We start from the raw sequence: 26,515 nt of genomic DNA on the forward strand, positions 1-26,515 counted from the left end.
GTCCACCCCGTGCGCCGCTGATTCCCAGCCGCGCGCCCTACGTTTTCGGCATGAACGGCGACCCGAACGACCGACCCGGCGATGCCCGGGCCGACGGCACGCCGCGCCAGCGCTTCCAGTGGTTCCACCGCCTGCGCGCCTGGATCCACGCGCGGCCGCACGTGCACCTGCTCTACAAGGTGCTGGTCGGTCTGGTGGGCGGGCTGGTCGTCATCGTCGGGCTGATCCTGGTGCCGTTGCCGGGTCCGGGGTGGCTCGTGGTGTTCATCGGCCTGACGGTGCTCGCGAGCGAGTTCCACTTCTTCCACCGGATCATCACGTGGCTCCGGGCACAGCTGCACCGCTTCTGGGACTGGGCCAAGCGGCACGGGCCGAAGCGCCTGCGCGATGCCGCAGACCGGGGCAAGGCCGATGTCGACGCTGCGCACACCGGTGCGGCGCGGACGGTCAGGGTGCGTGCGCGCGCTCGCGGTGCGAACTCGGCACGACCGGGCCACTAGCGCCGCGGCACTAGTCGGCGGAGGCGACCCGGATCGAGCCGGTCGCGGTGCGCTCGATGACCTCGGCGGCGTGCTCCTCGACCTCGACGGCGTCCGTCGACGACAGTTGCAGCACGAGGGCGACGACCGCGGCGAGCACGATGAACCCGCCGTACCCGGCGATGACCGGGACGAGACCGACCGACGGCTCGAGCAGGCCTCCGATGACCGAGGGCACCCCGAACGCCAGGTAGCTGACGACGTAGATCGTGGAGAGCAGTCCGGCGCGGTGGGTCGGGGCGGCGGTGGCGAGCAGCATCCGGAGCGGCGCCTGGAACCCGGCACCGAAGCCGACACCGGCGATCGCGCTGCCGACGACCACGCCCGGCAGGGAGTGTGCGAACACGAACGACACGGTGACGATCGGGCCGAGCACGAGCGCGACGAGTCCGAGCAGGACCGCGCGACGGGTGTCCATCCGCTGGATCGCCAGGCCGGTCAGGGCGCCGACGCCGGTGACCACGGCGATGAGCGCACCGGCGGCGAAGTGGTTGGTGATGCCGAACACCGTGCCGAGCGCCGAGGGGACGAGCGACAGGAACATGCCGCCGAGGGCCCAGCTGGCGACGAGCGAGCCGGCGACACCGCGGAACAGCCGACGTGAGGACCGCGGCACGCTGATCGTCGGGCGCAGGGAGCGGAGTGCGCCGGGGCGACGCTGCACCTGCTCGGGGACGACGAACAGCGCGAGCACCAGCAGCACGAGGAGCGCGCCGAACAGCAGGTAGACGAGCTGCTCCGGCGCCGGACCCCACTGGACCAGCGCGCCGCTCGACATCGCGCCGGTGGCCAGGGCGATCGGCGGGATGACGCCGTTCAGCACGCCGGCCATGGTGGGGTGGCGTTCGAGGGAGTTGTCGATGAGGGCCGCACCGAGGGCCCCGATGAGCAGCCCGACCGAGACACCCTGCACGATCCGGTCGACGATGAGCGCGACGACCCCGTCCGCCATCGCGAACAGGCCGAGCGACAGCGCGACACCCAGGCCGCCGACGACCAGCACGGGCTTGCGGCCGACGTGGTCGGACAGGCGACCCGCGACGAGCAGACTCGCCAGCAGGCCGGCGACGTAGATGGCGAAGACGCCGGTGAGCATGAGCGGGGTGAGGTGCCACTCGGCTGCGTAGACCGGGTAGATGGGCGACGGTACGGCCGACGACGCGACCGAGACCAGGAGCATCGCCGCCAGGATCCAGAACCCGGCGACCGAACGAGCTGACTGGTGCATGCGCACCCCTTTCCATCTCCGTGCAGTACGACTGCATTCGTACCGCACTCGAACAGTACGACGCAAGTCGTACAGCAAGCCGAACGGTGGTAGCGTCCCGTCCATGCCCGCGCACGTCGATGCTCCTGAACGGCTGCCGCAGCCGTCCGCGGCCGAGATGGACCTCCCGGTCGTGATGGACGCCCTGAGTGATCCGATCCGGCTCGCGATCCTGCACCGCTACCTGGTCGACGCGGCCGGGGGTGAGCGCAGCTGCGGCTGGGTCGGCATCGACCGGCCGAAGTCCACGCTGACCCACCACTTCCGGGTCCTGCGCGAGGCCGGCCTGCTCGAGCAGCACCTGGAGGGCCTGACCCGCGTCAGCCGCGTCCGCGTCGAGGACGTGCAGCAGCGGTTCCCCGGGCTCCTCGACCTGGTGCTCGACTGGCAGGTCCCAGCGGCGCTGCTGCGTGAGGGGATCGCCTCGTGAGCGCCGGCGGGAGCGCCGGCGTGGACACTGTGCACACGCTTCCGTCGATCGTCGCGGACCTCGCCGTCACCACGGCGCTCGCCGCGGACCTGACGGCGGCCGGCTTCACCGTCGACCGGCTCGACTCCCTGTGGGGTGCCGAGGCCGCCGCATCGCTGCACCGCGGTTCGCGGGTCGCCGCGCTCCGCGCGCTCGCCGCCCGCGAGACCACGCCGCTCGGCACCCTGGCCACGCTGTTCGTGCTCGGCATGCCGGTGGCGCGGGCCGAGGCCGCCCCGGCGTTCCCGACCGCCGGGCTGGGCGCCGTCATCGCCGCGGGCCTGCTGCGCAGCGAAGGCGACAGCGCCGACGCGCTCGTGCACCCCACCGTCGACCTGCGCCCCTACGCCTTCGTCGACGACCTCGGCGCCGGCAGCTGGTGGATCGTCTCCGACCTCGGCGAGCTCGCCCTCGGGCACGCCATCAGCGAGGAGCACGTCCTCGGCATCGGCGGCGCCACCACGACGCTGAGCGGCCTGCAGGTGCCCGTCCCGGTCGAGCGTGTGCTCGACCTCGGCACCGGGTGCGGCATCCAGGCCATGCACGCGCGGCGCTTCGCCGACCAGGTGGTCGCCACCGACATCTCGCGCCGTGCCCTCGACATCGCCCGGTTCAACGCCCGGCTCAACGGCATCGACGGCATCGACTTCCGGTTCGGCTCGCTGTTCGAGCCGGTCGCGGGGGAGCGCTTCGACCGGATCGTCTCGAACCCGCCCTTCGTCATCACACCCCGTCGCGAGGGCGTCCCGTCGTACGAGTACCGCGACGGCGGCATGGTCGGCGACGCCCTGGTCGAGACGGTGCTGCGCGGCCTCGATGCCCACCTGGAGCCCGGTGGCACCGCTCAGCTCCTCGGCAACTGGGAGTACCACTGGGGCGTCGACGGCCTGGACCGCGTGCGCGCCTGGTTCGCCGACACCGACCTCGACGTGTGGGTGATCGAGCGCGAGCGGCAGGACCCGACGTCCTACGCCGAGACCTGGATCCGCGACGGCGGGACGAAGCCCGGCACGGCCGAGTTCGACACCCTCATGAGCGCCTGGCTCGACGACTTCGCGGACCGTCGCGTCACCGGCGTCGGCTTCGGCTACGTCGTGGTGCGTCGACCCCTGCCAGGAGGCCCGTCCGGCCTCCGCCGGTTCGAGCGCGTTCCCGAGACGCTCGGCTCCAACCCCGCGGGCCTCGGCGCGACGGTCGCCCGCGTCCTCGACGCGGCCGCCTGGCTCGCCGCGCACGACGATGCCGCGCTCGCCGCCGCTCACCTGTCGGTGGCCGGTGACGTCACCGAGGAACGGTACTACTGGCCGGGCAACGACGATCCCACCGTGATGACCCTGGTGCAGGGCGGCGGGCTCGGGCGCCGGGTGGACGCGGACACCGCACTCGCGGCGTTCGTGGGTGCGTGCGACGGCGACCTGTCCGTTGCCGCGATCATCGGCGCGCTCGCGCAGATCACCGGCGTGGACGCGCAGGCGCTCGCCGCCGACCTGCTGCCGGCGGCGCGCGACCTGGTGCTCGACGGGCTGCTCGTCCCCGCCGCCTGACGATCAGGCGCGGTGGTCGCGCCAGCTGTGCTCGGGCGTGTAGCCGAGGAGTTCGCGGGCCTTCTCCGAGGACAGCAGCGAGCTGACGCCGTCGATGTCCGCGCGGCGCTCGATGTCCGGTACGAAGCGTTCGACGAGCTCGATCGTCGGGGTGTCCATCACCGTGTCGGGGCTCGCGATGACGAACGCCTCGAACCCGGTGAGGTCGGCCTCGAGTGCCCGGCGGACAGCCTGGGCCCCGTCGCGGGAGTCGATGTACGACCACAGGTTGAAGGTCTTCGCCTCGGGGGTGGCGTCCCACGGGAACGCCGGGTAGTCGGTCTCGTCCATCACGTTCGAGAAGCGCAGGCCGATCATCTTCAGTCCCGGGTCCCAGCGGGTAAAGTGGCGGGCCATCTCCTCCTCGACCGCCTTGCCGAGGGAGTACGACGACTGCGGGCGGACCGCGAACTCCTCGTCGACCGGCAGGTAGGGCGGGTGGTGCTCGCCCATCGGGATGCCGAGCAGGGTCTCGCTCGACGCCCACACGACGTTCTTGATCTTCGCGGCACGTGCGGCGTGGAAGACGTTGATCGACGAGGTCACGTTGTTCGTGATGAGGGCCACGTCGGGGACCTGCCCCGGGGCCGGCACCGCGGCGAGGTGCACGACGGCGTCGACGTGGTCGTACCGGTCGTCGATGCCGAGCAGCGCGTTCAGGACCTGGCCGTGGTCGGTCAGGTCGATCCGCACGAACGGGACTCGCTCGGGCTTGTCGGGCGAGGGGACACGGTCGAGCAGGACCACGTCGTACCCGTGCGCATCGAGGTCGCGCACCACCGCTCGTCCGAGCTTGCCGCTGCCACCGGTCACCACTACACGCGTCATCGCGTCACTCCACATCGTCGTCGGAACACGCCCTGGCGGGCACCGACCATCCTGCCCCGCCGTGCCTGACGCGACCAGGCCCTGTCCGTACCCCGGAGCGTCGGGGGTGGTGGTCAGGCGGTGGGAGTGACCTGGGCGATCGCGAGGCGGGCGACGAGTTCGACGTGCTCGGCCATGTCACGGGTGGGGTCGAAGAGCCACTGGATCTGCATGCCGTCCGACACCGCGAGCAGGACGCTGGTCAGTTCGTCGGGGTCGATGTCGGTGCGCAGCCGGCCGTCCTGCTGCATGGCCCGGAAGTCGGCGGACAGGTCGCGGCGGCTGCGGTCGTAGCGCTCGCGGAAGTACTCGTGCGCCGGGTGCTCGGCGTCGGTGGCGGCCGCGGCGGACAGGTTGACGAACATCTGCACCAGACCCGGGACCTCGGCGTTGTGCCGCACGATCGCGGCGAGCAGGGCTGCCGGGTCCGCGGCCTGCCAGTCGTGCGCGAGGTCGAGCTCGTCGCGGCGGCGGAGGATCTCGACCCAGAGTTCGTCCTTCGAGTCGAAGTAGTGCAGCAGGCCGGCCTGGGTCAGCTCCACGGCGTCGGCGATGTCCTTGATGCTCGTCCGCCGGAAGCCCTGCGACGCCACGAGGTCCAGCGCGACCGTGAGGATCTCCTCGCGCTTCGCGATGCCCTTTGCGTACGAACCCCGTCGTGCCATGGCCAGACTGTACCGCCCGCAGGAGACCCGGAGAAACCAAGCAACGGTTGGTTTTCGGTGGTACGGTGCAGGAGCTGCCAGCGCGGGCGGCGAACCCGGTGGATGGTGGGTGTGGGCGACGAGGCCCCGGCCGTCCAGGCGGCGCCCCGCGGCCCTGAACGAGAGGACCGACCACCGTGACCACCGTGAACGACGCGAGCACCGCCTCCAGTCCGTCGACGCCGCTGACCGAGCGCATCGATGCGCTCCTCGGCCAGCTGACCACCGACGAGAAGGTGCAGCTGCTCACCGGACGTGACTTCTGGACCACCTGGCCCATCGAGAAGATCGGGCTGCGCCGGATCCTGATGTCGGACGGCCCCTCGGGCGTGCGCGGCGAGGTGTGGGACGAGCGCGACCCGTCCCTGAACCTGCCGTCGGCGACCGCGCTGAGCGCCTCGTGGGACCGCGCGATCGCGAAGCGCTACGGCGCCGCCGCCGCGGTGGAGGCCCGCCGGAAGGGCGTCGACGTCGTGCTCGGCCCGACCATCAACCTGCACCGGTCGCCGCTCGGTGGCCGGCACTTCGAGGCGTTCAGCGAGGACCCGGTGCTCACCGGTGACCTGGCCGCGTCGTACGTCGACGGCGTGCAGGAGAACGGTGTCGCCGCGACCCCGAAGCACTACATCGCGAACGACTACGAGACCGACCGCTTCACCGCGTCGACCGAAGTGTCGGACCGTGCCCTGCGCGAGCTGTACCTGCTGGCGTTCGAGAAGGCCGTGACCGAGGCGCACGCCTGGGCGATCATGTCGTCGTACAACGCGATCAACGGCGTGACGGCGTCGGAGAACGACCTGCTCGAGACCCCGCTCAACTCGGAGTGGGGCTTCGACGGCATCGTCGTGTCCGACTGGACCGGGGTGCGTTCGGTGGACTCGGCGAAGGCGTCGCAGGACGTCGCGATGCCCGGGCCGAACCCGTGGTGGAGCGAGGGCCCGCTGCTCGCCGCCGTGCAGTCCGGCGAGGTGCCGATGGCGGCGATCGACCGCAAGGTCCGCCGGATCCTGACCCTGGCCGCCCGCGTCGGCGCGCTCGAGGGCTTCGAGCCCGTCGCCGCGTCGCCCGTGCACGTCGAGGACGGCATCGCGTTCGTGCGCGAGGCCGAGGCCGAGGGCACGGTCCTGGTCCGCAACACCGGTGTCCTGCCGCTCGACGCCCCCGCCGTGTCGCGCATCGCGGTGATCGGGCACAACGCCGACCAGGCCCGCACGCAGGGCGGTGGCTCGGCCACGGTCGTGCCGTCGCAGGTCGTGTCACCGCTGGACGGCATCCGTTCGGCGTTCCCCGGCGCGAGCGTGGACTACGCGATCGGCGCCGTCGTGCAGGAGGGCATCGCGGAGTTCCCGCTGTCCACCATCACGAACCCCGGCACCGGGGAGCCCGGAGCCCGGGTCGCCTTCGTCAAGGACGGCGAGGAGCTGTTCGTCGAGGACCGCCGCGCGACGGCACTGTTCTGGTTCGGCGGCGACGCCCCGACCCGCGAAGCCGACCGGCTCGACATCACCACCACCTACACGGCCGAGTCGACCGGGACCGTGCGGTTCGGCATCGGCGCGGCCGGGCGGTCACGCATGTGGATCGACGGCGAACTGCTGCTCGACGAGGACGTGCCGTTCGAGGGCGACCAGCTCGGTGCCGCGTTCCTCAACCCGCCGGCGCGGTCGGTGCCGGTCGAGGTGACGGCCGGCCAGCAGGTCGCGATCCGCATCGAGTACGACATCGTGCAGGACGAGACGCTCGGCGGGGTGCTGGCGTACCAGTTCGGCACCGAGCCGTCGGACGACGACCCCGCCGTGCTCATCGAGGCCGCGGTGGACGCCGCCCGTGGTGCGGACGTCGCCGTCGTCGTGGTCGGCACGAACTCCAAGGTCGAGTCCGAGGGCTACGACCGCTCCTCGCTGGCACTGCCCGGCCGCCAGGACGACCTGGTGCGCGCGGTCGCCGCGGCGAACCCGAACACGGTCGTCGTCGTGAACGCCGGGTCGCCGGTCGAGATGCCCTGGCGGAACGACGTCGCCGCGGTGCTGCTGAGCTGGTTCGGCGGGCAGGAGTACGGCAACGCCCTGGCCGACGTGCTGACGGGGGCGCAGGAGCCCGGCGGCCGCCTGCCCACCACGTGGCCAGTCGCGATGGCCGACGTCCCGGTGCTCGACGTCACCCCGGTCGACGGGAAGGTCGCCTACGACGAGGGTGTCCACGTCGGTTACCGGGCCTGGCTGCGGGCCGGCACGGAGCCGGCGTACCCGTTCGGCCACGGCCTCGGCTACACCACGTGGTCGATCGAGGGCGTCTCCGCGACCCCGACCGTGCGCGAGGGCGACGCCGTCATCGTCACGGCGACCGTCGCGAACACGGGCGACCGCGCCGGCAAGCACGTCGTACAGGTCTACGCGTCCCGTGCGGAGTCTGCGGTCGACCGCCCGGTGCGCTGGCTGGTCGGGTTCGCCCCGGTCCGGCTCGCCGCGGGCGCCTCGACGGAGGTCTCGATCGAGGTCCCGGCGCGAGCCTTCGCCCACTGGGACGGCTCGTGGCAGTACGAGTCGGGGACCTTCACGTTGCACGTCGGCGCCTCGGTCTCCGACGACGCCGGAACCGCGTCCCTCGAACTGGAGTGACCGAGTCGTCCGGTTTCCGCGCAGCTCCCAACTCCGTTCAGTAACATCTATGTGCGCGAGTCGGCTGGTTACCGTCCGCGCACGCACCGACTACGGGGTCGCTGGGTGAGCGACTCGGTCTCCTGATCCGGCCGTTGTTGCCCTGGCCTCCCCGGTGCGTCCCAGAATGCGTCCCCGCGTCCGCGCGGGGACGCATTCGTCGTTCCGGCCCCGATGCGCAGCGGTGAACCGGTTGCCGCACTTCGTCCCGGTTCGGAAAAACGAGTGACACTTGGTCAACTTCTTACGTCCCGGGTGCGCGGAACGGTGTGACAAACCGCTCGGTAGGTGGAACGATGGGTGCACCATCTCGTGCGGATCAGGGACGAGATGGTCATCCGGCCGGGCTCTCGGGCCTCACCAACTCGATCAGAGCCCCGCCGGATGCCCTTGACTCTCGGTGGCGGTGCGGCGGCGGGACCGCAGGTGGTCGGGCCAGCGGCGCCGGCCCTCAGGCCCGCAGTGCCGGCCCTCAGGCCCGCAGTGCCGGGGCGATCTCCTCGGCCACGATGCGCAGGATCCGCTCGTGTGCCGCACGGTCGCCGTTCGCCGGCAGGGTGATGACCAGTTCGTCGGTGGCGGTGACCGCCGGGTCGGCGAGCAGGGCGTCGACGATGGCCGCCGGTTCGCCGGACACGACCTTGCTGAACCGGAACGGCGGGGTACCCGAGAGCGGCCGGCCCTCGTCGTCCATCCCGGAGGCGTACCCGGTCAGGAACTCCTCGTGCACGGCGCGGTCGTGGTCGTCGAGGAGCGGCACCACGATCCGGCCCACGGCGACCTTGGACTCGCGCTGCGGGTGCAGCTCGGCGAACCGCTCGCGGTAGGCGACGATCTGGTCGGCCTGCGCCTGGGCGAACGGGGCGCCGGTGTCCTCGGTGTTCAGGGTCGAGCAGTGCAACAGGAGGCCCTTCTCGGCCGTGCGGACCGCCGTGCCCATGCTGCCGCCGCCCCACCACACTCGGTCGCGCAGGCCCGGGCTGAGCGGCTGCAGGGTCAGGTCGGCCCCGGCGGGGATGCTCTCGTAGCCCTTGCCGGCACTGCCCAGGGGCTCACCCTGCAGCACCTCGAGCAGCCGTGCGGCGCGGGCCTCGGCCTCGTCGCGGAAGCTGCGGTCGACCGTGCCGAACACCGGGTCGAGGATCGGGCCGTACCCGGCGATGCCCGTGCTGATGCCGAGCTGTACCCGGCCACCGCTGAGCAGGTCGACCGTGCTGGCGTCCTCGGCCAGGCGCACCGGGTCCTCGTAGCGCATGCCGAGCACGGCGGTGCCGAACGCGATGGTGCTGGTGCGTTGGGCGGCGGCCGCGAAGAAGGTCATCGGGCTCGTCAGGTACGGCTCGAAGTGCCGTCCGCGCACCCAGCCCGTCCCGTAGCCGAGCGACTCGGCGGTCTCGAACAGGCGCAGGCCGTCCTCCAGGGCGCCGGCGGCGCCGTCGGTGCCGCCGTGGTTCGGGACGAAGGAGAGGAAGCCGAGTTCGCGCATGTCGCGAGTCTATGCGCACGTATCGAAATGCGCCTGAGTCGGCGACGGGGCGGACGGGAGGCCCGTGGCGGCACCGCCACGGGCCTCCCGTCCGCCCCATGCGCACCTGGGAGGATGTGTACATGACCGACGTCACCACCGTGCCCCCGCTCGTCGCCGCGATCCCGGCGGCGGTGGACGGCGTCGTCGACCCCGACGAGGTCTACGAGGCCTTCGCGGCCTGGGCCGCCGAGGGCGGCCGGCCGCTGTACCCGGCGCAGGACGAAGCGGTCATCGAGCTCGTGTCCGGCGCGAACGTCGTGCTGAGCACGCCGACGGGCACCGGGAAGTCGCTCGTCGCGGCCGGCGCGCACTTCGCCGCGCTCGCCGAGGGCAAGCGGAGCTACTACACGGCACCGATCAAGGCGCTGGTGTCCGAGAAGTTCTTCCAGCTCGTCGAGCTGTTCGGTGCGCAGAACGTCGGCATGGTCACCGGTGACTCGAGCGTCAACGCCGACGCCCCGATCGTCTGCTGCACCGCCGAGATCCTTGCGAACCTCGCCCTGCGGCAGGGGCCGGACGCCGACGTGGACGTCGTCGTGATGGACGAGTTCCACTTCTACGGCGACCCCGACCGAGGCTGGGCGTGGCAGGTGCCGCTGCTCGTGCTCGAGCGGGCGCAGTTCCTGCTCATGTCCGCGACCCTCGGCGACGTCACCACCATCGCCGACGACCTGTCCCGCCGGACCGGTCGGCCCACCGCCCGCGTGACCGGTGTCTCGCGACCCGTGCCGCTCGAGTACCAGTACGTGATGACGCCCGTGCAGGAGACGGTGGAACGGCTCCTCGAGGAGGGCAAGGCGCCGATCTACATCGTGCACTTCGCCCAGGCCGCCGCACTCGAACGGGCGCAGTCGCTGATGTCGGCGAAGGTCGCCTCGCGCGAACGCCGCGACCAGATCGCCGACGCCATCGCCGGCTTCCGCTTCAGCGCCGGGTTCGGACAGACCCTGTCGCGCCTGATCCGGGCCGGCATCGGCGTGCACCACGCCGGCATGCTGCCGAAGTACCGACGACTCGTCGAGCAGCTCGCCCAGCGCGGCCTGCTGCCCGTCATCTGCGGCACCGACACCCTGGGCGTCGGGATCAACGTGCCGATCCGGTCCGTCCTGTTCACGGGGCTGACGAAGTTCGACGGCACGAAGATGCGCCAGCTGTCCGCGCGGGAGTTCCACCAGATCGCCGGCCGCGCCGGACGTGCCGGCTACGACACCGAGGGTGACGTCGTCGCCGAGGCACCCGAGCACGACATCGAGAACGCCCGCGCCGTCGCCAAGGCCGGCGACGACCCGAAGAAGAAGAACAAGATCAAGCGGAAGAAGGCGCCCGAGGGCTTCGTGTCCTGGGGTCAGGCGTCGTTCGAGCGGCTGATCGCGGCCGAGCCGGAGCCGATGGTCTCGCGCATGCGGATCACGCACGCGATGGTGCTGTCCGTCGTCGCCCGTGGCGGGGACGCCTTCGCGGACGTCCGGTCGCTGGTCTACGACAACCACGAACCGCGCTCCCGGCAGCTCGCGATGGCCCGGCGGGCACTCGTCATCGCCCGGACCCTCATCAACGCGCGGGTGATCGAGAAGGTCGACGGCGCCTACCGCCTCACCGTCGACATCGCGCCGAACTTCGCGCTCAACCAGCCGCTGTCGCCGTTCGCGCTCGCCGCGTTCGAGTTGCTCGACCCTGCTTCTCCCACCTACGCGCTGGACATGGTGTCGGTCGTGGAGGCCACGCTCGACGACCCGCGGGCGATCCTGTCGCAGCAGCAGTTCAAGGAGCGTGGCGAGGCCGTCGCCCGGATGAAGCAGGAGGGGATCGAGTACGAGGAGCGGATGGAACTGCTCGAGGAGGTCACCTGGCCGAAGCCGCTCGACGAGCTGCTGACCGCCGCCTACGAGGCGTACGCCGCCGAACAGCCCTGGGTGCTCGACTTCCAGCTGTCCCCGAAGGCCGTCGTCCGTGACATGTACGAACGCGCGATGACCTTCGGTGACTTCGTGCGCTTCTACCAGCTCACCCGCTCCGAGGGGCTCGTGCTCCGCTACCTGTCCGACGCGTACCGGACCATGCGGCAGACCATCGCCGAGGAACAGCGGACCCAGGAGCTCGACGACCTGATCGAGTGGCTGGGCGAGGTCGTGCGGCAGACCGACTCCTCGCTCGTCGACGAGTGGGAGGCGCTGCTCAACGGCGACGTCCTGCTGGCCTCCGAGGAGCACGAGGAGATCGCGCCGCCGCAGCCCGCACGACTCACCGGCAACCCGCGGGCGTTCCGGGTGCTCGTGCGCAACGCCCTGTTCCAGCGGGTGCTGCTCGCCGCGGCCGACGACATCGACGGACTCGGGGAACTCGACGCGACCGTCGGCTTCGACCGGTCGGCGTGGGACAACGTGCTCGAGGAGTACTACGAGGAGCACGACAGCATCGGCACCGATGCCGACGCGCGATCGATGCAGTACCTGGTGCTCGACGAGAGCGGTGCCACCGCATCACCCCGGGTCTGGAAGGCGCGGCAGATCTTCGCCGATCCCGAGGGCGACAAGGACTTCGGGTTCTCGGCGACGATCGACCTGGACGCCTCGGACGAGGTCGGCGAGGCCGTCGTGCGGGTCACCGAGATCGGACGGTTCGACGGGTGGGCCGAGGTGGACGTCGACTGATCGGCGCTGGGGTTGTCGGACGTGTACCGTCTCCGGCACCACCCCCACCCGAGAGGACTGCGTCATGCGCATCGGATCCAGCATCGCCCTGATCGTCATCGGCGCGATCGTCGCCTTCGCGCTGAACATCCAGCTCGCCGGTATCGACCTCCGCCTGATCGGCTACATCCTGATGGCAGCCGGTGTCGTGCTGCTCATCATCAGCCTCGCCGTGGCCTTCGGCGGTCGCCGCACCACGACCACCACGCGCTCGGGCGTCGACCCGGCGTCGGGGGAGCAGATCACCCGCCAGGACCGGCGCGACGGGACCTACTGACCCGCGGTCAGTGCTCCGGCAGGTACTCGTGCCGGAAATCGGCGACCGCGTCGGCGATGTGGTCGTAGTCGCGATCCGAGCTGAGGACGGTTGCCCCGTTGCGCACGGCATAGGCAGCGATGTGGACGTCGATCGGTCCTGCTCCGCGGACGTGGCCGTTGTTCCAGAGAGCGTTCTGGATGCTCGTCACATCCTGGACGTCCGGGTGTTCTGATGCTTCGAGGAAGGCGTCCATGTCATCGCGGTGTCCCTGGTGGTCGGGCCCGGTGCGTGCTGAATGGCAGTACTCGAGGACCTGAGGTGGGCACGTCATGATCAAGTCCTGCGTTGCGATCTCGCGAAGGCGTCGTGCGATCCCCGCGGAACGGTGCGCCTTCCACCAGACGGAGTTGTCGACGATGTACGTCGCCATCAGGGATGGAGCTCGTCAGCCGCGGAAGGGTCGGTGCTGAAGTCTCGCGCGATGATGCGTTCGACGGCGGCCGGCTGTCGCCGCACCGCGATGAGGGTTTCGAGTGCTCTCTGCACGACCTCGCGGTTGGAGCGGGCGCCGGTCAGCTGCTTCGCATCATCGAGCACGCGTGGATCAAGATCGATCGTCGTCACTGCCATGCCGATCACCTCCGTTATACAGAGGAGTATATAACCGGGTGGGCTGCTTGCGGAAGGGTCAGAAGAGGGTCGCGGGCGGGGTCGCGTCGGGCAGCGCAGACGGCTCGGGGACCTCGGCGCCTGGCCAGCCGGGACCGTGCGGTACGTCGGTGCCGTTCTGGAACGCGGTGGCGGCACCGCGGGCACGCACGTCGGCGGCCTCGTTCATCTCGTGACCGACGTGGCCGCGGACCCACTCGAACGTGACCTTGCGACCCTGCAGTTCCGCGTCGAGTTCCTTGATGATCTCGACGTTGAGGACCGGCTTGCCGTCGGCCTTCCGCCAGCCCTTGCGCTTCCAGCCGGCGAGCCACTCGGTGCAGGCCTTGATGGCGTACTGGCTGTCGCACAGGATGTGCAGCGGCTCGCCGGTGTCCTTCGTGGCGCGGAGCAGCTGCAGGACGGCGGTGAGCTCGCCGATGTTGTTCGTCGCACGGGGCCAGCCACCGGCCGCCCACCGGTCGTCGTCGACGTACCAGGCCCAGCCGGCGGGGCCGGGGTTGCCGAGGGCTGAGCCGTCTGCGGCGGCGACGATCGTCACGATGGGACCTCCTGGTGGTGCCGAGTGCTGGTCAACCGTAACGGACCGGACCGACCCCTCGTCTCAACGCCGAGCGGGGTCGAGGTTGAGCGTGCTGCCCTCGAGCAGCCAGTCGTCGTCGCGCTGCTCCGTGTAGGGGTTCATCCACTGCACCTGCGCCGGCGTGACGCCGAACCGCTCCGCGACGGTCGAGAGCTCGTCGCCGTGCGCGACCAGGTAGTTCGCCGGTCGGCCGTCGACGTCGGTGACGATGCCGTAGGCGCCCGGTCGGTCCTCGCCGACGGTGACCCGGAGGTCGGGGTAGGGGTTCGGGATCCTCCACGTGAGGTCAGCGGCGGCGAGCACTGATCCGGCCCACGGGCGCGCCGACGAGTCCTCGTCGGCCACCGTTGCGGGCACGAGGACGACACTGCGCAGGTAGTCGGGGCGTGGACCCGCCTGACCCATCGTGAACGAGGTCGGAGGAGCAACCGCGGCGTCCCACTCGACCGTTTCGCGCACCGCGCCGTCCGCGCCGTCGAGCGGCTTCGCGGGCCGGTGCCGGAACTCCAGACGCATCGGCTGCGGATTGGTCGTCCGGTAACCGGAGAGCTGGGCGTCGAAGGTGCCGCGGTCGTTCGCCACAACGCGGACGTGGATGCTCGTGTCACCGCTCGGCGAGACGACGTCGGTCTCGGCCGCCACGGTGCCGGTGGGCAGCGCCTGCTCCACCTTGGCCGGATCGGCCGCCGGCGTCGGGTCCGGCGCGGGTTCCGCCGTGCGCTCGGCCGCCTGTCGCGTCGGTGTCGGGATCGCATCGTCGCCACCGAACGCCGTGCACCCCGTGAGCAGCAGCCCCACCAGTGCGGAGCCGATCACCGCGGTCGTCGCGGTCCGTGTTCGTCCCATCGTTCCCCCTCGTCGGCAGCGTAGCGGGGGCCAGGGGCCTCATCGAGTGCGGGGAGCGGACCGAGCCAGACTCGTTACACGGGGCCGGGGACTACCGTCCGCTGCAGGAGGAAACACCATGAGCGACAGCATCCCGAACGCCCCCGGCCCCGAGCCGTCGGACGACCGAGCACGGAACGACGCGCTCCGCGACGCCGCTCACAGCGACGACGTCGACGGGGTCAGTGGCCGCGAGCAGCGAGCGGCGGACACGTCGTACAGCCCCTCGAGCGAGCGTGAGATGGACGCATCCCAGACGAAGCAGCGCGACGACGCCGACCTGCGTGAGGACGGCATCGACCCGTCCAAGGTCATCGCGGCCCCCGGGACGGGCGGCGCGGACGACGCCGGCGACGTGGAGCCCGAACCGGGTGACCTGCACCTGCCGTGGCAGTCCGAGGAGGACCGCCGGGGCTAGCTCGGCTACGACACCGAGTCCGGGTGGGAGCCCGTCCGCTGCCCGGACTCGAGCGTCCCGATCGCCGCGAGCTCGTCGGCGGTGAGCTCGAAGCCGTCGACGTCGAGGTTCGACCGGATCCGCGACGGCGTGACCGACTTCGGCAGCACCACCACGCCCTGCTGCACGTTCCACCGCACGAGCACCTGCGCCACGCTCACACCGTGCGTGTCCGCGATGCCGGTCAGCACCGGCTCGTCGATCAGTCGCCCGCGGCCGAGCGGCGACCACGCCCCGGTCACGATGTCGTGCTGCTCGTGGAACGCGATGAGTTCGCGCTGCGGCAGCCACGGGTGCCGTTCGACCTGGTTCAGCGCCGGTACCTCGCCGGTCTCGTCGATGAGTCGCTGCAGGTGCGGCACCTGGAAGTTCGAGACACCGATGCTCCGCGCCCGCCCCGACTCGCGCAGTTCCACCAGCGCCCGCCAGGTCTCGACGTAGCGGCCGTTCGCGGCGGCCGGCCAGTGGATCAGGTAGAGGTCGACGGCGTCGAGCCCCAGCCGCTCGAGGCTGCCGTCGAACGCCCGCAGGGTCGCGTCGCGCCCCTGGTGGTCGTTCCACACCTTGGTCGTCACGAAGACGTCGTCGCGATCGAGCGCGGAGGCCCGGATCGCCCTGCCGACGCCGGTCTCGTTGCCGTACATCTCGGCGGTGTCGACGTGCCGGTAGCCGGCGTCGAGCGCGAGACCGACCGCCGTCTCCGCTTCGGCATCGTCGACCTTGTAGACGCCGAAGCCGATCGCGGGGATCGCGCGGCCGTCGCGCAGGGGGACTGAGGTGACCATGCACCCATCCTGCCGGTGCCTGGCGGGCGTGTGTCGGGCCTCCAGGCCATCTGTGGAGAACGCGACCGGCGCGCCGGACGCACGTTCCTTCCCGTACCGGCCGCGATGGCAAGTGGAAACGGGCGTACCTGGTCAGAACTCCCGACCAGGTACGCCCGTTTCGACCAGGTATGCCCGAAACCGCCCGCGCCGCACGCTCAGGTCGGCAGGTGCACCGGCTCGGTGTCGGGGAGGGGGCTGGCGTCGCGGCCGCGCAGGTCGGGCAACCAGCTGCGCATCGCCAGGGGGAGCAGCACGCCCAGGCCGGCCATCACGGCGCCGACGGTGAAGCCGCCGACGGGGCCGCTGCCGTCGATCAGGAAGCCGGCGATCGCCGAACCGCCGGCGGCACCGATCAGCTGGCCGGTGCCCATCCAGCCGTAGGCCTCGGCCGTGTCGGAGAACTTGACGGTGGCGGAGACCGAACCGAACATCACCGCGAGGGCCGGCGCGATGCCCACACCCGCGATGACCAGGGCGAGGCAGAGCCACCAGAAGCCGGTGCCGCCGAGGGCCAGGGTGAGGCCGACGAAGACGACGGACATGCGCGTCCACAGGGTGTTGCGGGAGATCGGGCGGTGGCCGAACGCCAGGCCGCCGACGAGCGAACCGACCGCGAACACCGCGAGGACGATGCCGGCGTTCGGGCTGCCCTCGCCGAAGACGCTCGTGACACTCGCCTCGACCGCGGCGCACGCGCCGATGAGGAGCAGACCGGTCAGGGTGGCGACGACGACCGCGGGGCGCTTCAGCACGACACCGAAGGCGCGCTTGGAGCGGGGGATGCGGACTCGACCGAGCTCGGGGGAGGCGATGAACCACGCGCCGCCAACGACCAGGAAGACCATCGCGACGACGATCGCCTCGACCGTGCCGACCTGGGTGGCGACGAAGGTGGTGATGACCGGGCCGGCGACCCAGATGAGCTCCTGCGCGCTGGCGTCGAGTGAGAAGAGGGGTGTGAGCTGCGCCGACGTCACCATCTTCGGGTAGATGGTGCGCACCGCCGGCTGCACGGGCGGGACCGCCAGGCCGCCGAGGAACCCGACCACCACGTAGCCCCAGAGCGGCATGACCACGAACGCGATGACCACCATGCTGATCAGCGCGACGATGCTCGTCAGGATGAGGACGGGGCGCATGCCCCAGCTGCCCATCCACCGGCTCGTCAGGGGGCCGGCCAGCGCCTGCCCGATGCTCGTCGTCGCCAGCACCAGACCGGCCGCGCCGTAGGAGCCGAACACGTGCTCGACGTGCAGCAGGTAGGCCAGCGACAGCATGCCGAACGGGAACCGCGCGGTGAGCTGTGCGGCGATGACACGACCCACGCCAGGGGTCTTCAGGAGGGGCCCGTACGTACTCACGAGACGAGTGTACGGACCGGCCGGACGGGGCTGTCCCCCGTCCTGGGGAGGGGCGGTTCGCGACACGCCGATGCGCTGATTCCACACTTGTGGATCGGGACTGTCCACGGGTGTGGGGAAGTGTCGGTGGTCGGCCGCAGACTGGCGGAAACTCGGGCCTCCCGGGAATCCACAGACTGTGGAGGACGTTGTGGAGAACTACATGGCTGTAACACTTCCTCTTGTGGTCGGTGCTGCGGCTAGCCACTAGATGTAGTGTGGAGGCATCGCAGCGGCCCCTCCCGGACACGACTGCGGACAGACATCAGCACCACCTCCACAGCACAGCAGAAACCAGTAGGAACCAGGGGAGAACATGGCCGTCACCGTCTACACCAAGCCGTCCTGCGTCCAGTGCACCGCGACGTACCGGGCCCTCGACAACAAGGGCATCGAGTACGAAGTGCACGACGTCTCCACGGACGAAGCAGCGCTCGAGCACGTCAAGAGCCTCGGCTACATGCAGGCCCCCGTCGTCGTCACGGACGACGACCACTGGTCGGGCTTCCGCCCCGACAAGATCGCGACCCTCAGCGCCGAACTGGCGTAGTCGCCTTCCGTCCTGCGGACGGTCACCCCGGTCCCGTTCAGGAGGCCCGGCGATCGCCCGCAGGACACCCCCGGTCCGCCTGTTCCGCACCTTCTCCAGAGGAGCGCACCATGAGCCGATTGGTCTACTTCTCGAGCGTGTCCGGGTACACCGCGCGCTTCGTCGAGAAGCTCGGCCGCGACGCGGACCGGATCCCGCTCTACCCGAGCGAACCGTTCCTGCACGTCGACGAGCCCTACGTCCTGGTCCTGCCCACCTACGGTGGCGGCAACGGCGAGGGTGCAGTCCCCAAGCAGGTCATCAAGTTCCTCAACGACGCCCACAACCGCTCGCTCATCCGCGGCGTGGTGGTGGGTGGCAACACGAACTTCGGCGAGGCGTACGGCCTCGCAGGGGACGTCATCGCGCAGAAGTGCAACGTCCCCCTTCTGTACAGGTTTGAACTCTTCGGGACCCCTGACGACGTGTCGGCGGTCAACTCAGGATTGGATGCATTTTGGACGCAGCAGTTGCAGACGTCGATCTGACGTCGCCGCAGACGGGGATGGACTACCACTCCCTCAACGCGATGCTCAACCTCTACGACGCGGACGGGAACATCCAGTTCGACAAGGATCGTGAGGCCGCCAAGCAGTTCTTCCTGCAGCACGTCAACCAGAACACCGTCTTCTTCCACAACCTGAAGGAGCGGCTCGACTACCTGGTCGAGAACGAGTACTACGAAAAAGCCACGATCGACATGTACTCGCTGGACTTCATCCAGCGACTCAACGACCTGGCGTACTCGAAGAAGTTCCGGTTCCAGACGTTCCTCGGCGCGTTCAAGTACTACACGAGCTACACGCTCAAGACGTTCGACGGCAAGCGCTACCTCGAGCGCTTCGAGGACCGCGTCGTCATGACCGCCCTCGGCCTTGCCCAGGGCAACGAGCAGCTCGCCATCGACCTGGTCGAAGAGATCGTCGCCGGCCGCTTCCAGCCCGCGACCCCCACGTTCCTCAACACGGCGAAGGCACAGCGCGGCGAGCTCGTCTCCTGCTTCCTGCTCCGCATCGAGGACAACATGGAGTCGATCTCGCGCGGCATCAACTCCTCGCTGCAGCTCTCGAAGCGCGGCGGCGGCGTCGCCCTGCTCCTCTCCAACATCCGCGAGGCCGGTGCCCCGATCAAGCAGATCGAGAACCAGTCCTCGGGCATCATCCCCGTGATGAAGCTGCTGGAAGACTCCTTCTCCTACGCGAACCAGCTCGGTGCGCGTCAGGGTGCCGGCGCGGTCTACCTCAGCGCCCACCACCCGGACATCATGAAGTTCCTCGACACCAAGCGCGAGAACGCCGACGAGAAGATCCGCATCAAGACGCTGTCCCTCGGCGTCGTCGTGCCGGACATCACGTTCGAGCTCGCGAAGAACAACGAGGACATGTACCTGTTCTCGCCGTACGACGTCGAGAAGGTCTACGGCGTCCCCTTCGGCGACGTCCCGATCTCCGAGAACTACCGCGCGATGGTCGACGACTCGCGCATCAAGAAGACGAAGATCAAGGCGCGTGACTTCTTCACGACCATCGCCGAGATCCAGTTCGAGTCGGGCTACCCGTACATCGTGTTCGAGGACACGGTGAACAAGGCCAACCCGATCAAGGGTCGGATCAACATGTCCAACCTGTGCTCGGAGATCCTGCAGGTCAACACCCCGACGACCTTCAACGAGGACCTGTCCTACAAGGAGATCGGCAAGGACATCTCCTGCAACCTCGGCTCGCTGAACATCGCGCTGACGATGGACTCGCCCGACTTCGGCAAGACCATCGAGACCGCCATCCGAGGCCTGACCTCGGTCTCGCAGATGTCGCACATCACCTCGGTGCGATCCGTCGAGGACGGCAACGACAAGTCGCACGCCATCGGCCTCGGCCAGATGAACCTGCACGGCTACCTCGCTCGTGAGCGCGTCTACTACGGCTCCGAAGAGGGCATCGACTTCACGAACATCTACTTCTACACGGTGCTGTTCCACGCCCTTCGTGCGTCGAACGAGATCGCGATCGAGACCGGCGAGACCTTCGACGGCTTCCGCGACTCGAAGTACGCGTCGGGTGAGTTCTTCGACAAGTACACCGACCAGACGTGGACCCCCGCGACCGCTCGTGTTGCCTCGCTCTTCGACAACGCGAACATCACGATCCCGACGCAGGACGACTGGAAGGCGCTGAAGGCGTCCGTCCAGGAGCACGGCATCTACAACCAGAACCTGCAGGCCGTCCCGCCCACCGGTTCGATCTCGTACATCAACCACTCGACGTCGTCGATCCACCCGATCGCGTCGAAGATCGAGATCCGCAAGGAAGGCAAGCTCGGCCGCGTCTACTACCCGGCGCCGTTCATGACGAACGAGAACCTGGACTACTACCAGGACGCGTACGAGATCGGTGCCGAGAAGATCATCGACACGTACGCCGCGGCGACGCAGCACGTGGACCAGGGCCTGTCCCTGACGCTGTTCTTCAAGGACACCGCCACCACGCGTGACATCAACAAGGCGCAGATCTACGCATGGCGCAAGGGCATCAAGACGATCTACTACATCCGTCTCCGCCAGCTCGCGCTGGAGGGCACGGAGGTCGAGGGCTGCGTCAGCTGCATGCTGTAGAGCTGCCGCTCTGCTCCCTGGAGGCGCGGTGCCAACCCGCACCGCGCCTCCAGTCCGTCACTTAGTCACCATCTCTGTAAGGAACACACGTTGGTCGAGAAGCTGAAGCTCATTGATCGGGTCCAGGCCATCAACTGGAACCGGATCCAAGACGACAAGGACGTCGAGGTCTGGAACCGTCTCGTCAACAACTTCTGGCTGCCCGAGAAGGTGCCGCTGTCGAACGACGTGCAGTCGTGGAACACGCTGACGCCGGCCGAGCAGACCCTGACCATGCGTGTGTTCACCGGTCTCACCCTGCTCGACACCATCCAGGGCACCGTCGGCGCCGTGTCGCTCATCCCCGACGCGATCACCCCGCACGAGGAAGCCGTCTACACGAACATCGCGTTCATGGAGTCGGTGCACGCCAAGTCCTACTCGTCGATCTTCTCGACCCTCGCGTCGACGCGCGAGATCGACGAGGCCTTCCGCTGGTCCGAGGAGAACCCGAACCTGCAGAAGAAGGCGTCCATCGTGATGGACTACTACCAGGGCGACAACCCGCTGAAGCGCAAGGTCGCCTCGACGCTGCTCGAGTCGTTCCTGTTCTACTCGGGCTTCTACCTGCCGATGCACTGGTCGTCGCGCGCGAAGCTCACGAACACCGCCGACCTGATCCGCCTGATCATCCGTGACGAAGCCGTCCACGGGTACTACATCGGGTACAAGTACCAGAAGGGCCTCGAGACCCTCACGCAGGCCGAGCGCGACGAGCTCAAGGACTACACGTTCTCGCTGCTGTTCGAGATGTACGAGAACGAGGTGCAGTACACGCAGGACCTCTACGACGAGGTCGGTCTGACCGAGGACGTCAAGAAGTTCCTGCACTACAACGCCAACAAGGCGCTGATGAACCTGGGCTACGAGCCGATGTTCCCGAAGAACATCACGGACGTGAACCCGGCCATCCTTTCCGCCCTGTCGCCCAACGCTGACGAGAACCACGACTTCTTCTCGGGGTCCGGCTCGTCGTACGTCATCGGCAAGGCCGTGAACACTGAGGACGAGGACTGGGACTTCTGATCCTGGTCTGACTCGTGGGGACGCCCCGCTGGCTTCGGCTGGCGGGGCGTTCTCAGTTGAAGGGCACCGTCGCCGATGTGGCCGACTTGCGGTTGACAACGCATCAAGATCACCTCGGTCAGAGGATCTGGTGGTGTCCCGACGACGCTGACTGGATGTTCAACCCCGACAAGGCTGAGGAGCAGTACGGAGGTTCGTACCTGCAGGCCGGTGGTACAGCCGAGAAGATGAGCGTGGAGCTGCGCCGTCGCGAGGACGACGGGGAGTACCGCTTCTCCATCGTCGGCCGTGACCACGACCTCACCGAACCGCTCACGGAGACCATCGACGTGCATGCGGCGCACGAGCCTCGGCATCCTGCCGAGCTGTTCACGGCCGACCAGGCTGCGCCGGTGTTCATGCACTACGTCCAACGCCAGACGGTCCCCGACGGCTAAATGCTCCGTCTCATCGCCGACATGTAGAAGGTGGCGACGCCACCGTCGCGTGTCCGCGACGGCCTTCCGGACGGGAGGCGCGGTGTCAGCTGGCACCGCGCCTCCTGTCCGTTGCTGCTCACGTGACCGCGTGCAGTCACGCAGCCAACCGCGTCCGGCCAGCCCTGGGCTGGGGATGGTGCTGGGGCCGGATCACCCGAGGGCGCCGCCCCAGAAGTTGCCACCGCCGAACACGACCTTCACCGGCACGGCCTGCGCTCGGTCGGTCACGTACCGGTACGCGCCGCCCGGACGTCCGAGCCACAGCACCTGCGCGGTCGTTGTGGTCGTCGCGACGGTCCGGAGCTCCACCACGTACTGCCCGGAGGGGATCTGGAACTGCGCCGTCTGCTCGCTGTCGAGCAGCGTCGAGAACCGGGTCGAGAACGACGCACCGGTCGTCGCGTTCGTCACCGTGACGGTCGCGCCGCTCAGTTGCACCGACGGGCTGCGGGACGCCGAGGCCGCGTAGACGACCAGGTCGTAGTCGCTGTGTGCGTAGTGCCGTGACAAGGTGACTCGGGAAGCCGGGAGCGTTCCTCGCTGCTGGTACACCCGGGTCTTCCAGACGGCGGGCGACGCCGTTCCACTGGCGTAGGCCTCGATGCGGTACTTCCCGGTGCTCAACCCGACGAACCGGTACTGGCCCGCGCTGTCCGAGGCCGTCCGGAACGCCTGCGAGGTGTCCTCGTTCCAGGCGTACATCAGGCGCCCAGCGGCGGGTCCAGTGGGGCCGACCACGCCGCCCTGCACGGTGGCGCCGATCACGAGCGGCACGGTGACCGCGACTGTGGAACCGCCACGGACGGCGATGCCCGAGCGGAGTCCGGGGGCGTAGGTCTCCGTTCCGTGCGGCGGGAGTTGCCGCGTCGTCACCGTGACGGTGTCCGGTGCGGGGATACCGGTGAACGTGGCGGCGCCGTCATCGTCGGTGGTGGCGTTCCCGACGACGACGTCGGTGCCGATCGCTGCGATTTCGACGTCCGCCAGCCGGATCGCGGTGCCGGCCGGCGTTGCGAGCTGCACGGTGATCGTTCCGGATCCGGCCGCAGTCGCTGGTGGCGCGAGGCCGATCAGCGCGCCTGCTGCCAGCGCAACGGCCAGCGTCGTCCCCGTGATCAGTCGCATCGTGTTCCCCGATCGTCGGCCAGCCGTGCGTTGTCAGGGACTGTACGCGCACGGTGGGCGGGCTGTGGGGCATGCACATCGCAGCAGCGGTCACGAGGAAGCCGTCTCGGCTTCGACAGGCGTCACGAGGTGCGGGACGCACCGATCGCCCAGACGCGGGGCGGTTCGGCACCGTTGACGGCGTGGTCACCGATGATCCGGGCCTTGAACACCCACGGGTTGTGGCTGCCGGCGGTGCGAGCGTTCCGCCAGTGCCGGTCGAGGTTCTTCGTCGTGCTCACCCCGGACGCCGCGAGCGCGTCGAACAGGTGCGAGGTCGCCGTCGTCGCCAGGGTGGTCAGCGCCACCTGGGCCTGCGCGGTCGCGAGTTCGGCGCGGTCGTTGCGGCGCTCGTCTTCGGCTATGTCGAGCCCGGCTCCCTCGTACGCGCCCTGCAGGGCCGCGGCGGCCCGGTCGACGATCGCCGTGGCGGCGAACCCGGCCGCCGACACCTCGCCGACGACCTGGAGGATCTGCGGGTCTGCCGCGAACGTGTCGGCGTTGCCGTGTGAGAAGACGCGGGTGCGGTTGCGGACCTCGCGCGCGATCTCCCGTTCGGCTGCGAGGACGGACCCGGCGAGGACGCTCAACAGCACGCCCTGGTAGAACGCCGTCTGGTACTTGAACCGCTCGTCGAAGGGGATCACCGCGTCGGCCTGCACGATGGCGTCGTCGAAGGTGCTGGTGCCGGACCCGGTGGTGCGCTGCCCGAACCCGTCCCAGTCGTCGGTGTGGGTGACCCCGGGCTGGTGCGCGTCGACGATCGCGATGACCCGCTCGCCGGTGTCCGTGCGTTCGGCGTAGGTGTCGATCCAGTCGGCGAAGATGCTGCCGGTCGAGTAGTACTTCTGCCCGGTGATCCGGAACGTCCCGTCCGGCTGCGGGGTCACCTTCGTGATCACATCGCCCACCTGCACCGATCCGACCTCGGTCCACGAGTTGCCGGCGATCTCACCGCGGCCGAAGCGGTCCAGCCACGCCTCGCGTTCCCCGGTCCGTGCGACCAAGCGGTCCTCCACCAGTGCGAAGTGGCCGCGGAGCGCCTGGGGGATGTTGCTGTCAGCGGCGGCGAGTTCGGTCAGCAGGCGGAACAGCTGGGGCAGGGTCGCCCCGGCTCCGCCGTGGGCGACGGGGACGCGGACGGCGCCGAATCCGGCGGCGGCGAGTTCGCGGATCTCCTCGAACGGGAGGCGGTGGTCGCGTTCGCGCTCAGAGGCGCCGGCAGCGATGCGGTCGAAGATCGGACGGAAACGGGCGAGGAGTTCATCGTCGGCGCCCTCGTCGATCGTGCGGTCGGCGGTCTGGTTGCTGATGGTCACGAGGACTCCTTCGTGGTCTGGGCTGCTACCTGTCGCGTGGTGTGGCGTCGTGCGGTGTCGATTCGTCCGGTGTCGGCGGACGGCCCGACCAGATGTGCGCAATGGCGAGACTGTGGCATCGACGAACGCCCCCGAGAAGGGTTGTGTCGATGTGTGTCGGAGGGTGACTTCCCATGACACGTGACCACGCTGCGATGAGGTGGGGGTTCGCAGCAGCCCTTTCGCGGTGCTGCGCGTGTGCGGTGGCCGCGGAGCCCCTCCGACGAAGACAGGCATGCTCCTCCGAGAAACCCGCGTCGGCCACGCTCAGAGGAGCGCGCATCAACGAGGGAGCACACACCAGCCAGAGGACCGGCCACTGCCTGGCTGGGCGTGGGCGAAAGCCTCGGTTTCGGCGTCGTTCACTCCGGTGACGCTCAGGCCGGCGGGGTCGTCCCTGCGCCCTCGGTGTCGTCTGCGCCGGCAAGACCTGTTCCGGCCTGGTCGAGGTTCTCGTGTGGGTCGCCCATGTCCCCGGTTGCAGCGCCGGTGCGGGACAGCCCGAAGTGTTTGCGGACGGCGTTCGCCTCGGCGGGGGACAAGGTGCGTCCGGCTCCGAGGGACGGCGCGCCCTTGATCGCGTCCTTCGTGTAGCCGACGTGCACATCCGTGCCGTCGAACGTGGCGTCGTCGGCCGGGACGAGCGTCTGCTGACGCCCGAGCAATCCCGTCGTGACACTGACGTAGGCGGCGCTGCCGTCCTCGTCGGAGGGGAACACCTGCACGACCCTGCCGACTGAAACGCCGTTGCGATCCCGGACAGTCGCACTCTCGACCTGGTGGATGATGCCCTTGGTGATCATGGGGGTAGTCAACGCCCTCGAGTCTGACGCTTCGCAGACGCCGTCCTCCAGGCCGGCGGTGAGGAGCCGATCCTCGGGGTCCGAGGCAGCGGCGGTCCGGTCGGTTCCTCCGACGTTCGCCCGGCTACGGGGACAGCTCCGTGTTGCGGACCTTGGGGCTTCCCAGTTGCGAGGAGTTTCGCTGGCGAAGTCGAGTTGCCCGCAACACGCACGCCACGATCAAGAGCGCCATGACGATCCATCCGGTGATGGCGAGTGGCCCGACAAGGCGTTGGTCGAATGGTGGGAAGAGCACGGACTGGTACGAGGCGAAGGTGTTGAGTGCCGCGTGGGTGAGCACGCAGGGCAGAAGCGATGCACTCGCAAGCCGGAGCCAGCCGATCAGCACGCCCGCGCCGACACAGCCGATCATCATCATGATGATCCCGAGGGGATTGCGTTCCTCGTAGTTCAGGCCGAGCAGGATCGCGGGAGCGTGCCAGAGACCCCAGATCGCGCCGCTCACGCACAGCGCCCATCCAGTGCCGAGCGGCAGCAGTTTCGGGAGGAGCCAGCCGCGCCAACCGACTTCTTCGCCGATCGCAGCGATCGCGGTGATGGCAATCCCGATCGGGAGGTTCAGCAGCTGCAGCAGCGCCAGGAGCGCCATCGGCATCGGCGGTTGCTCGCCCGTGACACGAACGATGAGTTCTTTCGCCACAGATTGCTCGGGGTCGAGCTGCACCCACCCGAACAGCATCCCGAGGCCCCAGCTGCCGGAGATGAGCACAACAGCTCCGGTGATGCCGGCGAGAGCGAAGCGCCAGCCTTGACGCGTGAAGAATCCCGTCAGCCCAAGCTCAACCAGGATCGCTCTTCCACGGCGACGTTGGAGCGTGACCGCGACCAGCAGTGCTGCGAGACCCGGTGTGAACATCATCGCCACGGTCGCGATGTACGCACCGGGGTTCCCGACGGGGTCCGAGAGGTCCGCGCTTGCCTGGATTGCTGGCCAGAGCAACACCCACGCCGCACCGTAGGCCAGGCACGCGAACACGCTGACCGCACCCCATAGGGTGCCCC

The 26,515-nt window shown here is 69.3% G+C and carries 26 protein-coding genes; 12 read left to right on the forward strand and 14 right to left on the reverse strand.

Going from position 1 to position 26,515, the window contains the following annotated elements; all coding sequences use genetic code 11:
* The first annotated feature begins 50 nt into the window (after positions 1 to 50).
* The gene (locus tag BR70_RS20410) at positions 51 to 500 is read left to right on the forward strand and encodes a TIGR02611 family protein (RefSeq protein ID WP_081827337.1); all 450 of its coding nucleotides are present in this window, start codon (positions 51 to 53) and stop codon (positions 498 to 500) included.
* Between the two features lie 10 nt (positions 501 to 510).
* Here the strand turns inward: BR70_RS20410 and BR70_RS0109910 are convergent, their stop codons facing one another.
* Positions 511 to 1,767, reverse strand: a complete 1,257-nt coding sequence (locus BR70_RS0109910; protein ID WP_027465931.1) for an MFS transporter — start codon at positions 1,765 to 1,767, stop codon at positions 511 to 513.
* A gap of 103 nt (positions 1,768 to 1,870) precedes the next feature.
* On the opposite strand from BR70_RS0109910, the gene BR70_RS0109915 reads away from it, so the two are divergent.
* Together BR70_RS0109915 and BR70_RS0109920 are read left to right on the forward strand one after the other, a co-directional pair.
* The gene (locus BR70_RS0109915) at positions 1,871 to 2,236 is read left to right on the forward strand and encodes an ArsR/SmtB family transcription factor (RefSeq protein ID WP_027465932.1); all 366 of its coding nucleotides are present in this window, start codon (positions 1,871 to 1,873) and stop codon (positions 2,234 to 2,236) included.
* A gap of 20 nt (positions 2,237 to 2,256) precedes the next feature.
* Positions 2,257 to 3,819: a DUF7059 domain-containing protein gene (locus tag BR70_RS0109920; protein WP_231495684.1), complete on the forward strand. Its 1,563-nt coding sequence runs from the start codon at positions 2,257 to 2,259 to the stop codon at positions 3,817 to 3,819.
* Positions 3,820 to 3,822: 3 nt separating this feature from the next.
* Here BR70_RS0109920 and BR70_RS0109925 read toward each other — a convergent pair whose 3' ends face one another.
* Complete coding sequence (locus BR70_RS0109925; RefSeq protein ID WP_027465934.1) at positions 3,823 to 4,686, reverse strand: NAD-dependent epimerase/dehydratase family protein; 864 nt, start codon at positions 4,684 to 4,686, stop codon at positions 3,823 to 3,825.
* Between the two features lie 113 nt (positions 4,687 to 4,799).
* The gene (locus BR70_RS0109930) at positions 4,800 to 5,390 is read right to left on the reverse strand and encodes a TetR/AcrR family transcriptional regulator (RefSeq protein WP_027465935.1); all 591 of its coding nucleotides are present in this window, start codon (positions 5,388 to 5,390) and stop codon (positions 4,800 to 4,802) included.
* A gap of 176 nt (positions 5,391 to 5,566) precedes the next feature.
* On the opposite strand from BR70_RS0109930, the gene BR70_RS0109935 reads away from it, so the two are divergent.
* Entirely contained in the window at positions 5,567 to 8,047 is a 2,481-nt protein-coding gene (locus BR70_RS0109935; protein WP_027465936.1) for a beta-glucosidase H, read from the forward strand.
* A gap of 511 nt (positions 8,048 to 8,558) precedes the next feature.
* Here the strand turns inward: BR70_RS0109935 and BR70_RS0109940 are convergent.
* A complete protein-coding gene (locus BR70_RS0109940) occupies positions 8,559 to 9,572 on the reverse strand; it encodes an LLM class flavin-dependent oxidoreductase (protein WP_027465937.1) in 1,014 nt (337 codons plus the stop codon).
* A gap of 122 nt (positions 9,573 to 9,694) precedes the next feature.
* Here BR70_RS0109940 and BR70_RS0109945 point away from each other — a divergent pair, with 122 nt between their 5' ends.
* Both BR70_RS0109945 and BR70_RS0109950 read left to right on the forward strand, forming a co-directional pair.
* A complete protein-coding gene (locus BR70_RS0109945; protein ID WP_027465938.1) occupies positions 9,695 to 12,265 on the forward strand; it encodes a DEAD/DEAH box helicase in 2,571 nt (856 codons plus the stop codon).
* 64 nt (positions 12,266 to 12,329) lie between these two features.
* Complete coding sequence (locus BR70_RS0109950; protein WP_027465939.1) at positions 12,330 to 12,581, forward strand: DUF6458 family protein; 252 nt, start codon at positions 12,330 to 12,332, stop codon at positions 12,579 to 12,581.
* A gap of 7 nt (positions 12,582 to 12,588) precedes the next feature.
* On the opposite strand, the gene BR70_RS0109955 is transcribed toward BR70_RS0109950, so the two are convergent.
* The 4 genes from BR70_RS0109955 to BR70_RS22325 all read right to left on the reverse strand — a co-directional run bounded on the left by BR70_RS0109955 (position 12,589) and on the right by BR70_RS22325 (position 14,661).
* A complete protein-coding gene (locus BR70_RS0109955) occupies positions 12,589 to 12,993 on the reverse strand; it encodes a PIN domain-containing protein (protein WP_027465940.1) in 405 nt (134 codons plus the stop codon).
* Positions 12,993 to 13,193, reverse strand: a complete 201-nt coding sequence (locus BR70_RS22830) for a type II toxin-antitoxin system VapB family antitoxin (RefSeq protein ID WP_155896847.1) — start codon at positions 13,191 to 13,193, stop codon at positions 12,993 to 12,995. Before BR70_RS22830 ends, BR70_RS0109955 begins: the two co-directional genes overlap by 1 nt.
* A gap of 58 nt (positions 13,194 to 13,251) precedes the next feature.
* A complete protein-coding gene (locus tag BR70_RS0109965; protein WP_027465941.1) occupies positions 13,252 to 13,773 on the reverse strand; it encodes a ribonuclease H family protein in 522 nt (173 codons plus the stop codon).
* 63 nt (positions 13,774 to 13,836) lie between these two features.
* Positions 13,837 to 14,661: a LysM peptidoglycan-binding domain-containing protein gene (locus BR70_RS22325; protein WP_155896848.1), complete on the reverse strand. Its 825-nt coding sequence runs from the start codon at positions 14,659 to 14,661 to the stop codon at positions 13,837 to 13,839.
* Positions 14,662 to 14,779: 118 nt separating this feature from the next.
* Here BR70_RS22325 and BR70_RS22330 point away from each other — a divergent pair, with 118 nt between their 5' ends.
* Complete coding sequence (locus tag BR70_RS22330) at positions 14,780 to 15,118, forward strand: hypothetical protein (protein ID WP_051596813.1); 339 nt, start codon at positions 14,780 to 14,782, stop codon at positions 15,116 to 15,118.
* Between the two features lie 5 nt (positions 15,119 to 15,123).
* Here the strand turns inward: BR70_RS22330 and BR70_RS0109980 are convergent, their stop codons facing one another.
* Both BR70_RS0109980 and BR70_RS0109985 read right to left on the reverse strand, forming a co-directional pair.
* Positions 15,124 to 15,942 (reverse strand): aldo/keto reductase, encoded by an 819-nt coding sequence (locus tag BR70_RS0109980; RefSeq protein ID WP_027465943.1) that lies wholly within the window; start codon positions 15,940 to 15,942, stop codon positions 15,124 to 15,126.
* 197 nt (positions 15,943 to 16,139) lie between these two features.
* Positions 16,140 to 17,345: an MFS transporter gene (locus BR70_RS0109985; RefSeq protein ID WP_027465944.1), complete on the reverse strand. Its 1,206-nt coding sequence runs from the start codon at positions 17,343 to 17,345 to the stop codon at positions 16,140 to 16,142.
* Between the two features lie 355 nt (positions 17,346 to 17,700).
* Between BR70_RS0109985 and nrdH the strand changes: the two genes are divergently transcribed.
* The 5 genes from nrdH to BR70_RS0110010 all read left to right on the forward strand — a co-directional run bounded on the left by nrdH (position 17,701) and on the right by BR70_RS0110010 (position 22,086).
* The gene (gene nrdH, locus BR70_RS0109990) at positions 17,701 to 17,934 is read left to right on the forward strand and encodes a glutaredoxin-like protein NrdH (RefSeq protein ID WP_017886897.1); all 234 of its coding nucleotides are present in this window, start codon (positions 17,701 to 17,703) and stop codon (positions 17,932 to 17,934) included.
* Between the two features lie 110 nt (positions 17,935 to 18,044).
* Entirely contained in the window at positions 18,045 to 18,461 is a 417-nt protein-coding gene (gene nrdI / locus BR70_RS0109995; RefSeq protein ID WP_027465945.1) for a class Ib ribonucleoside-diphosphate reductase assembly flavoprotein NrdI, read from the forward strand.
* Between the two features lie 17 nt (positions 18,462 to 18,478).
* Positions 18,479 to 20,584 (forward strand): class 1b ribonucleoside-diphosphate reductase subunit alpha, encoded by a 2,106-nt coding sequence (nrdE, locus tag BR70_RS0110000; protein WP_155896849.1) that lies wholly within the window; start codon positions 18,479 to 18,481, stop codon positions 20,582 to 20,584.
* Between the two features lie 90 nt (positions 20,585 to 20,674).
* A complete protein-coding gene (nrdF, locus tag BR70_RS0110005) occupies positions 20,675 to 21,649 on the forward strand; it encodes a class 1b ribonucleoside-diphosphate reductase subunit beta (RefSeq protein WP_017886894.1) in 975 nt (324 codons plus the stop codon).
* Between the two features lie 155 nt (positions 21,650 to 21,804).
* On the forward strand, positions 21,805 to 22,086 hold the full coding sequence (locus BR70_RS0110010; protein ID WP_027465947.1) for a hypothetical protein: 282 nt from the start codon (positions 21,805 to 21,807) through the stop codon (positions 22,084 to 22,086).
* Between the two features lie 192 nt (positions 22,087 to 22,278).
* Here the strand turns inward: BR70_RS0110010 and BR70_RS0110015 are convergent, their stop codons facing one another.
* From BR70_RS0110015 to BR70_RS23265, 4 genes are all read right to left on the reverse strand, one after another.
* Positions 22,279 to 23,151 carry a carboxypeptidase-like regulatory domain-containing protein gene (locus BR70_RS0110015; protein ID WP_155896850.1) on the reverse strand — a complete coding sequence of 291 codons (873 nt, stop codon included), beginning with the start codon at positions 23,149 to 23,151 and terminating at the stop codon, positions 22,279 to 22,281.
* Positions 23,152 to 23,375: 224 nt separating this feature from the next.
* Entirely contained in the window at positions 23,376 to 24,611 is a 1,236-nt protein-coding gene (locus tag BR70_RS0110020; RefSeq protein ID WP_081827339.1) for an acyl-CoA dehydrogenase family protein, read from the reverse strand.
* A 416-nt stretch (positions 24,612 to 25,027) separates the two neighbouring features.
* Positions 25,028 to 25,453, reverse strand: a complete 426-nt coding sequence (locus tag BR70_RS0110025) for a hypothetical protein (protein ID WP_027465950.1) — start codon at positions 25,451 to 25,453, stop codon at positions 25,028 to 25,030.
* Between the two features lie 124 nt (positions 25,454 to 25,577).
* A complete protein-coding gene (locus tag BR70_RS23265; RefSeq protein ID WP_231495704.1) occupies positions 25,578 to 26,372 on the reverse strand; it encodes a CPBP family intramembrane glutamic endopeptidase in 795 nt (264 codons plus the stop codon).
* Between the last annotated feature and the right edge of the window lie 143 nt (positions 26,373 to 26,515).

This window comes from Curtobacterium sp. UNCCL17, from assembly GCF_000686685.1.
GTDB classification, from domain to species: Bacteria; Actinomycetota; Actinomycetes; order Actinomycetales; family Microbacteriaceae; genus Curtobacterium; species Curtobacterium flaccumfaciens.